General features: G+C 40.8%; 5 protein-coding genes, 21 tRNA genes and 1 rRNA gene. All 27 read left to right on the top strand.

Translation table 11 applies throughout. The annotated features are described in order from the left end of the window. Positions 1 to 36: 36 nt before the first annotated feature. The 27 genes from rrf (at position 37) to M3183_RS26030 (ending at position 10,883) form a co-directional block, all read left to right on the top strand. Positions 37 to 151, top strand: a 5S ribosomal RNA gene (rrf, locus tag M3183_RS25900). Between the two features lie 8 nt (positions 152 to 159). Further along, positions 160 to 235 (top strand) — tRNA-Val (locus M3183_RS25905). A 30-nt stretch (positions 236 to 265) separates the two neighbouring features. Further along, a tRNA-Thr gene (locus tag M3183_RS25910) sits at positions 266 to 341 on the top strand. A gap of 151 nt (positions 342 to 492) precedes the next feature. Next, positions 493 to 568 (top strand) — tRNA-Lys (locus tag M3183_RS25915). Positions 569 to 577: 9 nt separating this feature from the next. Then, positions 578 to 662 (top strand) — tRNA-Leu (locus M3183_RS25920). Positions 663 to 673: 11 nt separating this feature from the next. After that, a tRNA-Gly gene (locus M3183_RS25925) sits at positions 674 to 748 on the top strand. A gap of 3 nt (positions 749 to 751) precedes the next feature. After that, positions 752 to 840, top strand: a tRNA-Leu gene (locus M3183_RS25930). Between the two features lie 13 nt (positions 841 to 853). After that, positions 854 to 930, top strand: a tRNA-Arg gene (locus tag M3183_RS25935). 10 nt (positions 931 to 940) lie between these two features. Then, positions 941 to 1,017 (top strand) — tRNA-Pro (locus tag M3183_RS25940). 11 nt (positions 1,018 to 1,028) lie between these two features. Continuing rightward, positions 1,029 to 1,104, top strand: a tRNA-Ala gene (locus M3183_RS25945). An 18-nt stretch (positions 1,105 to 1,122) separates the two neighbouring features. Beyond that, positions 1,123 to 1,199: transfer RNA gene (locus M3183_RS25950), tRNA-Met, on the top strand. A gap of 153 nt (positions 1,200 to 1,352) precedes the next feature. Further along, positions 1,353 to 1,429: transfer RNA gene (locus tag M3183_RS25955), tRNA-Ile, on the top strand. Between the two features lie 18 nt (positions 1,430 to 1,447). Further along, a tRNA-Ser gene (locus tag M3183_RS25960) sits at positions 1,448 to 1,540 on the top strand. 247 nt (positions 1,541 to 1,787) lie between these two features. Next, positions 1,788 to 1,861, top strand: a tRNA-Met gene (locus M3183_RS25965). A 3-nt stretch (positions 1,862 to 1,864) separates the two neighbouring features. Continuing rightward, positions 1,865 to 1,941: transfer RNA gene (locus M3183_RS25970), tRNA-Asp, on the top strand. 6 nt (positions 1,942 to 1,947) lie between these two features. Beyond that, positions 1,948 to 2,020, top strand: a tRNA-Phe gene (locus tag M3183_RS25975). A 21-nt stretch (positions 2,021 to 2,041) separates the two neighbouring features. Beyond that, positions 2,042 to 2,117: transfer RNA gene (locus M3183_RS25980), tRNA-His, on the top strand. 5 nt (positions 2,118 to 2,122) lie between these two features. After that, a tRNA-Gly gene (locus M3183_RS25985) sits at positions 2,123 to 2,196 on the top strand. A 2-nt stretch (positions 2,197 to 2,198) separates the two neighbouring features. Beyond that, positions 2,199 to 2,275, top strand: a tRNA-Ile gene (locus M3183_RS25990). Between the two features lie 24 nt (positions 2,276 to 2,299). Beyond that, positions 2,300 to 2,374, top strand: a tRNA-Asn gene (locus tag M3183_RS25995). Between the two features lie 3 nt (positions 2,375 to 2,377). After that, positions 2,378 to 2,468: transfer RNA gene (locus tag M3183_RS26000), tRNA-Ser, on the top strand. A gap of 5 nt (positions 2,469 to 2,473) precedes the next feature. Continuing rightward, a tRNA-Glu gene (locus tag M3183_RS26005) sits at positions 2,474 to 2,545 on the top strand. A gap of 377 nt (positions 2,546 to 2,922) precedes the next feature. Next, on the top strand, positions 2,923 to 4,872 hold the full coding sequence (gene glgB / locus M3183_RS26010; protein WP_251474807.1) for a 1,4-alpha-glucan branching protein GlgB: 1,950 nt from the start codon (positions 2,923 to 2,925) through the stop codon (positions 4,870 to 4,872). Next, positions 4,811 to 5,956, top strand: a complete 1,146-nt coding sequence (locus M3183_RS26015) for a glucose-1-phosphate adenylyltransferase (RefSeq protein ID WP_251474809.1) — start codon at positions 4,811 to 4,813, stop codon at positions 5,954 to 5,956. Before glgB ends, M3183_RS26015 begins: the two co-directional genes overlap by 62 nt. Positions 5,957 to 6,020: 64 nt before the next feature. Beyond that, positions 6,021 to 7,049 (top strand): GlgC family sugar phosphate nucleotidyltransferase, encoded by a 1,029-nt coding sequence (locus tag M3183_RS26020; RefSeq protein WP_251474811.1) that lies wholly within the window; start codon positions 6,021 to 6,023, stop codon positions 7,047 to 7,049. Then, a complete protein-coding gene (gene glgA / locus M3183_RS26025) occupies positions 7,046 to 8,512 on the top strand; it encodes a glycogen synthase GlgA (protein WP_251474814.1) in 1,467 nt (488 codons plus the stop codon). The genes M3183_RS26020 and glgA overlap by 4 nt, the downstream gene beginning before the upstream one ends. After that, the gene (locus tag M3183_RS26030) at positions 8,487 to 10,883 is read left to right on the top strand and encodes a glycogen/starch/alpha-glucan phosphorylase (RefSeq protein WP_251474816.1); all 2,397 of its coding nucleotides are present in this window, start codon (positions 8,487 to 8,489) and stop codon (positions 10,881 to 10,883) included. Before glgA ends, M3183_RS26030 begins: the two co-directional genes overlap by 26 nt. Positions 10,884 to 11,044 lie beyond the last annotated feature (161 nt).

Here is an 11,044-nt window from a genome sequence, read left to right on the forward strand (position 1 = left end):
AAAAGACATTATAATAAAATAGTGTCGATTAAATAGTCTGGCGGTGATGGCGAGAAGGTCACACCCGTTCCCATACCGAACACGGAAGTTAAGCTTCTCAGCGCCGATGGTAGTTGGGGCCTTGCCCTGTGAGAGTAGGACGCTGCCAGGCTTTAAGATGGAGGATTAGCTCAGCTGGGAGAGCATCTGCCTTACAAGCAGAGGGTCGGCGGTTCGATCCCGTCATCCTCCACCATTTAAGTACATCTTATTTTTTATTTATTATGCCGGCCTAGCTCAATTGGTAGAGCAACTGACTTGTAATCAGTAGGTTGGGGGTTCAAGTCCTCTGGCCGGCACCATTGGACGAGCCATTAGCTCAGTTGGTAGAGCAACGAGCAATACTTCTATGAAATACGCGAGTTGTACGCGTCGAGCCGCTTCTTGAATAATCAACCTGAGATGCGGACATCTGACGAATAAACCAAAGATTAGGTAGTTACTTTAAGGTATGAGCCATTAGCTCAGTTGGTAGAGCATCTGACTTTTAATCAGAGGGTCGAAGGTTCGAGTCCTTCATGGCTCACCATTTAAATATGCGGGTGTGGCGGAATTGGCAGACGCACCAGACTTAGGATCTGGCGCCGCAAGGCGTGGGGGTTCGACTCCCTTCACCCGCACCATTTTAATAAATGCGGAAGTAGTTCAGTGGTAGAACATCACCTTGCCAAGGTGGGGGTCGCGGGTTCGAATCCCGTCTTCCGCTCCATATGCCGGGGTGGCGGAACTGGCAGACGCACAGGACTTAAAATCCTGCGGTAGGTGACTACCGTACCGGTTCGATTCCGGTCCTCGGCACCATTTTTTAAAACATGCGCCCGTAGCTCAATTGGATAGAGCGTCTGACTACGGATCAGAAGGCTATGGGTTCGACTCCTTTCGGGCGCGCCATAGTGTTTAACGGGAAATAGCTCAGCTTGGTAGAGCACTTGGTTTGGGACCAAGGGGTCGCAGGTTCGAATCCTGTTTTCCCGACCATTTATAGTATTGGGGCCTTAGCTCAGCTGGGAGAGCGCCTGCTTTGCACGCAGGAGGTCAGCGGTTCGATCCCGCTAGGCTCCACCAAAAATCAATTATATATATGGCGGTGTAGCTCAGCTGGCTAGAGCGTACGGTTCATACCCGTAAGGTCGGGGGTTCGATCCCCTCCGCCGCTACCATTTATAAAAATGATTAAGGACCTTTAGCTCAGCTGGTTAGAGCAACGAGCAAAGCTTCCTTGGATAATCTGCGAGTTGTACCCATCGCGCTGCATCTTGAATATACTTTCTAAGATGGGGACAGACAGATAAAAATTAGAATGAATTTAGTGAGGACCTTTAGCTCAGCTGGTTAGAGCAGACGGCTCATAACCGTCCGGTCGTAGGTTCGAGTCCTACAAGGTCCACCATTATCATTTGACAAATATGGAGGAATACCCAAGTCCGGCTGAAGGGATCGGTCTTGAAAACCGACAGGCGGGTTAAACCGCGCGGGGGTTCGAATCCCTCTTCCTCCGCCATATTTATCTATAGTTTATTATTATCGCGGGGTGGAGCACGTTCGAATAATCTTCTTTGAATATTCTACAGCGCACCGATTGAATCACTGCTTGAATAAACTTTCTAAATCGGGGCGACTGATTTTAGCGTTACTCCAATGAATAATCTGCGAGTTGTACCGACTGAATTGCTGCTTGAATAAGCTTCCTGAAGTCGGGACAGTCCTTGCATCTATGAGCATGCAAGAAGCATTATATTTTTTATTATCGCGGGGTGGAGCAGTCCGGTAGCTCGTCGGGCTCATAACCCGAAGGTCGCAGGTTCAAATCCTGCCCCCGCAATTTGGTCTGGTAGTTCAGCTGGTTAGAATGCCTGCCTGTCACGCAGGAGGTCGCGGGTTCGAGTCCCGTCCAGACCGCCACTATATGGCTCAGTAGCTCAGTCGGTAGAGCAAAGGACTGAAAATCCTTGTGTCGGCGGTTCGATTCCGTCCTGAGCCACCTTTTCGAAATAGCATAATGGCGGATGTGGCGAAGTGGTTAACGCATCGGATTGTGGTTCCGACACGCGTGGGTTCGATTCCCATCATCCGCCCCATGAATGCGGGTGTAGTTTAGTGGTAAAACCACAGCCTTCCAAGCTGTTGTTGTGAGTTCGATTCTCATCACCCGCTCCAATGGGCCTATAGCTCAGCTGGTTAGAGCGCACGCCTGATAAGCGTGAGGTCGATGGTTCAAGTCCATTTAGGCCCACCATTTTGTAATAATATATTCTTTTATTCCGCAGTAGCTCAGTGGTAGAGCTATCGGCTGTTAACCGATCGGTCGTAGGTTCGAATCCTACCTGCGGAGCCATATGGAGAAGTACTCAAGTGGCTGAAGAGGCGCCCCTGCTAAGGGTGTAGGTCGGGTAACCGGCGCGAGGGTTCAAATCCCTCCTTCTCCGCCATACATGGCCCCTTGGTCAAGCGGTTAAGACACCGCCCTTTCACGGCGGTAACACGGGTTCGAATCCCGTAGGGGTCATCCAGTAAACCTGATAACAAGATGTTATCAGGTTTTTTTGCGTTAAAAATACTTTATGCCTTCGTGACAAATTTTAGTATATATAACAAAAGAACTATCCCCATTCATATTAGAATGATCCCCTTGAAACTTAAGGATAAATCCTCATAAAAATATTATTGTCCTAAAAATATTTACAAAAAAAATAAATAGATACTCGTCGAATGAACCTGAAAATAGTGTCGAAACGAATAGAATCCCGTAGGATTATCAGTTATTTTTGCGGATTGTTGTTGAAAATGTCTGAAAAGAGAAAAAAGTATTTTGGGGAATATGCCTTAATTACATATATAATTGAATTCTGAAAAACATATTCTCATATGAGGAAGAGGAGAACCATGACAGTTAATACTTTATTCCCAACTGACTATCAGCTGCATCTATTTCATGAGGGAAACCTTTTTCAAAGTCATCATCTATTTGGCGCCCATGTCATTAAAAACTCCGGTAATAGTTTTACAAGATTTTGTGTATGGGCCCCTAATGCTAAACAAGTAAGGCTTGTAGGGGATTTTAATAAATGGAATGGCCGTGAATTTGAATTACAGAGGATGAATGAAGAAGGAATATGGATCCTAGTGGTGAATCAGGACTTAGAAGGTGAAATCTATAAATATGAAATTATCACGCATGCTGGAGAAAAGCTGCTTAAGGCAGATCCATTTGCCTTTTATGCTGAACTAAGACCGCATACTGCATCCATTGTGTATCCACTGAAAAATTATGAGTGGCGTGATCATCAATGGATGAATCATAAGAATCATCATATTTTATCAGACCCCTTGGTCATTTATGAAGTACATATTGGATCTTGGCGTAAGAAAGAAGATGGAAGTTATCTTACATATAAAGAAATGGCCGAAGAGCTCATTCCTTATGTGATGGAGCATGGATTTACACATATTGAATTGCTGCCTCTAGTGGAGCATCCTCTTGATGATTCATGGGGCTACCAAGGTACAGGATATTTTTCGGTTACCTCAAGATATGGAGAACCAGATGATTTTAAATATTTAGTTGATCAGTGCCATCAACATGGAATTGGGGTCATCCTTGATTGGGTACCAGGGCATTTTTGTAAGGATGCTCATGGTTTATATCGATTCGATGGAACCCATCTTTATTCTTACCAAAACCATCAAGACAGGGAAAATGTGGTTTGGGGAACAGCTAATTTTGATCTGGGCAGAGGAGAAGTCCAGAGCTTTCTAATCTCAAATGCATTATTTTGGATGGATTGGTTTCATATTGATGGATTTCGAATGGATGCGGTCGCCAATATTATTTATTGGCCTAATACAGGTCATGAGAAGCGTGAAAATCCATTGGGCATTGGCTTTTTAAAAAAATTAAACCGTGTTATTGAAGAATATAATCCAAACTTTTTAATGATTGGGGAAGACTCTACTGAATTTCCACATGTAACTGCACCTGCACGCTACGGAGGATTAGGTTTTGATTATAAATGGAATATGGGCTGGATGAACGACGTGCTGGAATATATGGAAACACCGCCGTTCGCAAGGTCACTTGTCCACTCAAAAATTACATTTTCCCTTTTGTATGCTTTCTCAGAAAACTTTATGCTTCCATTTTCCCATGATGAGGTTGTTCATGGAAAGAAATCACTTTTGGATAAAATGCCCGGAGATTATTGGGAGAAATTTGCTCAATTAAGACTTTTGCTGGGTTTTATGTTTGCACATCCAGGAAAAAAGCTGCTATTTATGGGTTTTGAATTTGGCCAGTTTGCTGAATGGAAAGATAAAGAACAATTGGATTGGAATCTATTAGATTATGAAATGCACCAGAAAATGAGCAATTACGTCAAAATGCTGATGAAGCTTTATAAACGATCAAAATCCCTATATGAACTAGATCATTTACAGGAAGGATTTGAATGGATTGATGCGGATAATTCGGAGCAATCTATCTTCTCTTTTATTCGTAAGGGGAAAAAAGACGATGATTTGTTGATTATTGTTTGTAATTTCACAGGTGTGAGTTATCAAGATTATAAAATAGGGGTTCCCAATCCAGGTCCATATCGTGAAATTTTTAATAGTGATCAAAAGGAATATGGCGGAAGCGATAGGATCAATAAAAAAAATCTAATGGCGGTTTCGGAACCTTTCCATGGGAAACCTAATTCATTGAATTTAACAATAGCCCCATTTGGGTTTCATATGTTGAGACCTGTTAAAAAACGAAAGGAGCGAAAAGGAAATGGTAAAGAAAACTTGCGTGGCCATGTTATTAGCAGGAGGGAAGGGCAGCAGGCTGAATGAGTTGACAAAAGATCTTGCAAAGCCGGCTGTACCATTTGGAGGGAAATATCGCATTATTGATTTTGCATTAAGTAATTGTGCCAATTCCGGTATAGATACCGTTGGTGTGCTAACACAATACCAGCCATTACTATTAAATTCCTACATAGGGATAGGCAGTGCATGGGATCTTGACGCAAAGGATGGCGGGGTTACTGTGCTTCCGCCGTACAGTGAAGATTCTGAGGTGAAATGGTACACAGGTACTGCCAGTGCTATCTATCAAAATTTAAATTATTTAACGCAATATCAGCCTGATTATGTCTTAATTCTATCAGGTGATCATATATACAAAATGAATTATGAAAGTATGCTTGAATATCATATGGAGAAAAAAGCAGATGTGACGATCTCCTTGATTCAAGTCCCTTGGGATGAAGCAAGCAGATTTGGCATTATGAATACAAGCGAAGACATGAGAATAGTAGAGTTTGAGGAAAAACCAACCAATCCAAAAAATAACCTAGCTTCCATGGGTATTTATATTTTTAACTGGAATATACTTAAAGAATATTTGGAAATGGATGCTAAAAGACATGATTCAAGCCATGATTTTGGCAAAAATATCATACCAGCATTACTGGAAGATCAAAGAAAACTGTTTGCTTATCCGTTTAAAGGTTATTGGAAAGACGTTGGTACTGTTGAAAGCCTTTGGGAAGCAAACATGGACTTATTAGCAGAAGATTGTGAGTTAGATTTGTTTGATACCAGCTGGAGGATCTACTCTGTTAATCCAAACCAGCCGCCGCAATATATATCATCAGATGCTGTAGTAAAAGAATCACTCATTAACGAAGGATGTACGATTGAAGGGGAAATTGAACACTCTGTTGTTTTCCAAAGTGTATCTGTCGGTACAGGATCTATTGTTAAAGATTCTGTGGTTATGCCGGATGCTATTGTAGGGAAAGACTGCTTCATTGAAAAGACAATCGTTCCTTCTGGTGTGATTATACCTGATGGAACGGTGATTCGTTCGATGGATAATGAAGTAATTCTTGTAACAGAGGACATGCTGAGCGAGTTACACTCTGCTTATTAATCTAGTTAACAACCTGAGAGAAAACCTTTCAGATATGGAATAGTTGAATTGGAGGGACTTTTGAGTGAAGAGAAAGTTACTGGGTATCATTGACGCTACAACTTATCATGAAGATTTGGAGGATTTATTAACCCATCGATCATTAGCAGCCCTGCCTTTTGCCGGCAGATACCGCATCATCGATTTTGTACTCTCAAACATGGTGAATTCAGGAATTAGAAGTGTAGCGATTTTTCCAAAAATGCAGTACCGTTCTTTAATGGACCACTTGGGTTCGGGAAAGAACTGGGATTTAAACCGGAAGCGCGATGGTTTGTTCTTTTTTCCATCGGCTATTGTAAGCAGTGATTATAATAAAATTGGTTCATTCGACCTTTTTGCGGCCAATATGGATTATTTCTATCGGAGTACACAGGAATATGCTATTATCAGCAATTGCTTTACTGTCTTTAATATGGATTTCCATCCATTATTAGATTGGCATATCCATTCTGGGTGTGATATCACTGAAATCCATCAGAATGGCAGGTCGCTGGAATTATATTTGATTAAAACATCACTTCTCATGAAACTGATTGAAACAAGACATCAAACGGGGTATTCATGTATGCGGGATGTTGTTCAGGATTTACATCATGAGTATTCTGTATGTCATTATGAATATAACGGGTATGCCGTTATGATAGATTCGATTGAAAACTATTTTTCTACCAGTATGGATTTATTGGAGAAGGATGTTTGGAGAAAGCTATTTTTAAAAGAACAGCCAATCTTAACAAAGGTAAAGGATGAACCGCCAACGAAATATTTAAATGGTTCAGCCGTGAAAAATTCAATGATAGCCAATGGCGGATTAATCAGCGGGACAGTAGAAAATAGTATTATTTCCCGCGGCGTAAAGATTGGAAAAGGAACCGTTATCAAGAACTGCATTATCATGCAAAAGTGCCAGATTGAAGAAAATTGCTATTTGGATTCAGTTATATTAGATAAGGATATCAAAATTGAAGCGGGTACTAAATTAATAGGAACAGAAAAGTCACCATATGTAATCCGTAAAGGGACGAAGCAAGGAGCGTTGATGAACTCGTGAAAGTATTATTTGCCGTATCAGAATGTGGACCATTTGCAAAATCTGGGGGACTTGCAGATGTTGCCGGTTCCCTGCCAAAAGAATTAAAAAGCCAGGGAACCGATGTAAGGGTAATCCTTCCTAAATACGGAACGATTGCTGGAAAATATAAGAAAGATATGAAAAAAATAAAGGAATTTACAGTTTCCGTTGGTTGGAGAAACCAATATTGCGGGATAGAAGAACTTGAGTATCAAGGGGTTATCTTCTATTTTGTCGATAATGAGTACTATTTTAAACGCGAAGGTTTATATGGCTATTTTGATGATGGTGAGAGATTTGCGTTTTTTAACAGGGCTGTACTTGAGGCGATTGTCAAGCTAAACTTTTTCCCAGATGTACTGCATTGCCATGATTGGCATACGGCCATGATTCCTTATCTTCTTAAAACGGTATACTATAAGGAAAAAGGATATGGATTGATTAAGACTGTTTTTACTATTCATAATCTTCAGTTCCAAGGAATTTTCCCTAAAAATGTATTAAAGGATTTACTAGGTCTAGAAGACCAATTTCTGCACTACCGTAATTTAGAGTTTTACGGAAACATAAATTTTATCAAAGGGGCCCTAGTCTCTGCAGACAAAATTACAACCGTTAGTCCAACCTACAAGAATGAGATCCAGACAGCTGCTTTCGGTGAAAAGCTTGATGGACTGTTAAAGGAAAGGGATGAAGATCTTGTCGGGATTTTAAATGGCATTGATGAAGACTTTTATAATCCTGTACATGACCCGCTTATTTTTCAAACTTATAGTGTGAATGATATAGAAAAGAAAAATGTTAATAAAAGGGAGATTCAAAAGCAATTCGGGTTGAAGCAATCCTCGGAAACACCACTGCTGGTTATGATATCAAGATTGACAAGACAAAAGGGGCTTGACCTTGTCAAATGTGTCCTGAGGGAAATCCTTCAGGAAGATATCCAGATCATTATTCTTGGAACAGGGGATTTTGAATATGAGGATTACTTCCGCCAGGCAGCCAGAATTTATCCGGAAAAGCTTAAAGTTCATACGGGCTTTAATGAGGAACTGGCTCATAAATTGTATGCGGCAGCTGATTTATTTTTAATGCCGTCATTATTTGAACCATGTGGTCTCGGACAATTAATTGCAATGAAATATGGAGCCATTCCAATCGCCCGTGAAACAGGCGGATTAAATGATACGGTAAAATCATGGAATGAGTTCACGAAACAAGGCAATGGATTTTCATTTAGGAATTTCAATGCACATGACATGCTTTACACCGTACAAAGAGCAATTGGCTTTTATCATGATAAAAAGGAATGGCAGAAGATTGTCAGACAAGCAATGGAAAAGGATTATAGCTGGGCCCAATCGGCATTTAGCTATAATCAGCTCTATGCCGAACTAGTCTCAAGGAGTGAATCACATGTTTTCTACGAAAGAAAAATTTAAGAACACCTTTTTAAAAAGGCTTGAGATGCTGTGCGGAAAGAGCTTTTCTGAAAGTACGCCAAGGGACCATTATCAGACCCTTGGTCAAATGATTCGTGAATTTGTGAGCGATGATTGGATTACAACAAATGAACATTATATGGCGACAAAGGGAAAACAAGTATTCTACCTTTCGATTGAATATTTATTAGGAAAACTTTTAAGGCAAAATTTAATGAATCTTGGGGTTGAATCTGTTGCTGAAGAAGGTCTTAAAGAGCTTGGAATCGATTTAACGGAACTTGAAGAATTAGAGCCTGATGCAGGCTTAGGTAATGGCGGCTTAGGTAGACTTGCCGCCTGTTTTTTAGATTCCCTTGCCTCGTTAAACCTTCCTGGCCATGGGCATGGAATCCGCTATAAACATGGATTGTTTGAACAGAAAATTGTTGATGGCTATCAGGTGGAACTGCCGGAGCAATGGCTTAGAAGCGGCAATGTTTGGGAAGTACGCAAGGCTGATTTAGCCGTAAGTATCCCGTTTTGGGGCAAGGTAGAGGGAAAAGAGGAAGACGGAAGGCTTTCTTTCCACCATTTAAATGCCGAAACGGTTACAGCAGTTCCATATGATGTGCCAGTTGTAGGCTTTAATACGAAAACAGTCAACACCTTAAGGCTTTGGAGTGCAGAGCCAGCTCAATTCCCGTTCCATAAAGATGTTCTCAAATATAAACGGGAAACTGAGGCTATTTCCGAATTCCTTTATCCAGATGATACACATGATGAAGGTAAAATATTACGCTTAAAACAGCAATACTTCCTTGTTTCAGCCTGTATTCAGTCGATTGTAAGGTACTATAGGAAGCAGCATGCCAGTCTGGAACAATTTCATGAATATATTTGTATTCATATCAATGATACCCACCCGGTGCTTGCCATTCCAGAGTTAATGAGAGTCCTAATTGATGAAGAGGGAATGGATTGGGATCAGGCTTGGCATATCACAACTAATACCATTTCATATACCAATCATACGACCTTATCGGAAGCATTGGAAAAATGGCCTGTTCATATTTTTCAGCCGCTATTGCCAAGAATTTATATGATTGTCGAAGAAATTAATGAACGCTTTTGCCGGCAGCTGTGGGAAGAGACCCCTGGTGACTGGGAACGGATTAGTAAACTCGCCATCATTGCCGATCACTATGTAAAAATGGCTCATTTAGCCATTGTCGGGAGTTTCAGTGTAAATGGTGTAGCGAGACTGCATACGGAAATCCTAAAAGAGCGGGAAATGAGGCCGTTTTATCGGCTGTATCCCGATAAATTTAACAATAAAACAAATGGAATTGCCTACCGCCGCTGGCTGTATAAAGCAAATCCAGAATTGTCACAACTCATAACCGATGCTATTGGATCTTCATGGACCAATCAGGCACATGAGCTAACACAATTACTGAAATATCAGCGGGACCCGTCATTTTTAAAACAGCTCGAAAGAATTAAAATCGATAATAAGAAAAAGCTCGCTGACATTATTTATAAACAGAATGGTGTTGCGGTAGATCCCAATGCGATATTCGATGTCCAGGTTAAACGGCTTCATGCTTATAAAAGGCAGCTGCTTAATGTTTTGCACATTATGTATTTATATAATCGGATTAAAGAGGATTCAAGCTTTGAAATAACCCCAAGAGTATTTATTTTTGGTGCAAAAGCTTCCCCTGGATACTATTATGCAAAAAAAATTATTAAATTAATTAATACTGTTGCAGATAAGGTAAATCACGACCCTCAAACCGGCGATAAGATTAAAGTCATTTTTATGGAAAATTACCGCGTTTCTTTAGCTGAAAAGATTTTTCCCGCGGCAGATGTCAGTGAACAAATCTCGACTGCCAGTAAAGAAGCTTCCGGAACCGGTAACATGAAATTTATGATTAATGGTGCATTAACGCTTGGGACTTTGGACGGGGCAAATGTGGAAATTCATGAACTGGTAGGGGATGACAATATCTTTCTCTTTGGTTTAACCGCTGAGGAAGTGCTTCACTATTACCGTCATGGCGGTTATCAGTCTTTGGAGTATTATCACCTTGACCAGCGGATTCGTAAGGTGGTCGACCAGCTGGTCAATGGATTTTTCTCTGATGTGTCAAATGAATTTGAACCGATTTTTGATTCCTTGCTTGAAGAAAATGATCAATACTTTGTGCTAAAGGATTTTGCTTCCTATACAAATGCACAGGATAAGATTGGAAATGCCTATAAAGATTCTTTCAGCTGGCATCAAAAAAGCCTTGTGAATATTGCACATGCCGGTTATTTTTCAAGCGACCGCACCATTAAGGAATATGCTAAAGACATATGGGGAATCTCCCCGCAAAGATAATAACCACTAAAAAAAGCTTCTGCTTGGCAGAAGCTTTCAGACTGTCGACAAAATCGAAAAAATTCGGTTTTGTTGACAGTCTTTTTTTGTATAATTGAGTTACAGAGATTTTAAAGAGGTGAATGAAATGCTAACTAAAAATACACAGATTAATCGTGATC

Source organism: Neobacillus mesonae, from assembly GCF_023715155.1.
Classification (GTDB): domain Bacteria; phylum Bacillota; class Bacilli; order Bacillales; family Cytobacillaceae; genus Neobacillus; species Neobacillus mesonae_A.

What these genes read in the sequence shown, in the direction of transcription:
- glgB (WP_251474807.1), top strand. Translation starts at nt 2,923, where the DNA reads ATGACAGTTAATACTTTATTCCCAACTGACTATCAGCTGCATCTATTT.
- M3183_RS26015 (WP_251474809.1), top strand. Translation starts at nt 4,811, where the DNA reads ATGGTAAAGAAAACTTGCGTGGCCATGTTATTAGCAGGAGGGAAGGGC.
- M3183_RS26030 (WP_251474816.1), top strand. Translation starts at nt 8,487, where the DNA reads ATGTTTTCTACGAAAGAAAAATTTAAGAACACCTTTTTAAAAAGGCTT.